We start from the raw sequence: 363 nt of genomic DNA on the forward strand, positions 1-363 counted from the left end.
GGGTGATTTTGCAAATGACCTGGGCGGCGGGTGAGTACTGGCTGACGACCCGCACAGGTGCCGGCCTGGCCGCATTTGCCGGGGCGCTGGTATTTCTGGTCTCTGATACCTTGCTGGCCCTGGATAGGTTCAGAGGCCATTTCAGAGCAGCTACCGGCAGTATCATGACCACCTATTATCTTGCCCAGTCGCTCTTAGTGGTCAGTGTGCTGCTACGCTGATGATAAAGAGAAGAGGTGGGTAATGGCAGCTAGCTGGCAACAGATCTACCGGGCGGGCAACAGCCTTGAAGCGCACACCCTGAAAGGACTGCTGGAACATGCCGGTTTGGCGGTGCGTCTGACCGGGGAAAATCTCGGGGCG

General features: G+C 58.1%; 1 protein-coding gene. It reads left to right on the forward strand.

Features of this window, described 5'->3' with window-relative positions; translation table 11 throughout:
• Nucleotides 1-221, forward strand: a 221-nt coding sequence (locus R0J87_RS18900; RefSeq protein ID WP_498888144.1) for a lysoplasmalogenase family protein, incomplete at its 5' end; no start/stop codon positions are given.
• Nucleotides 222-363: the final 142 nt, after the last annotated feature.

It is taken from the genome of Halomonas sp. SIMBA_159 (genome assembly GCF_046536035.1).
GTDB lineage: Bacteria > Pseudomonadota > Gammaproteobacteria > Pseudomonadales > Halomonadaceae > Vreelandella > Vreelandella venusta_A.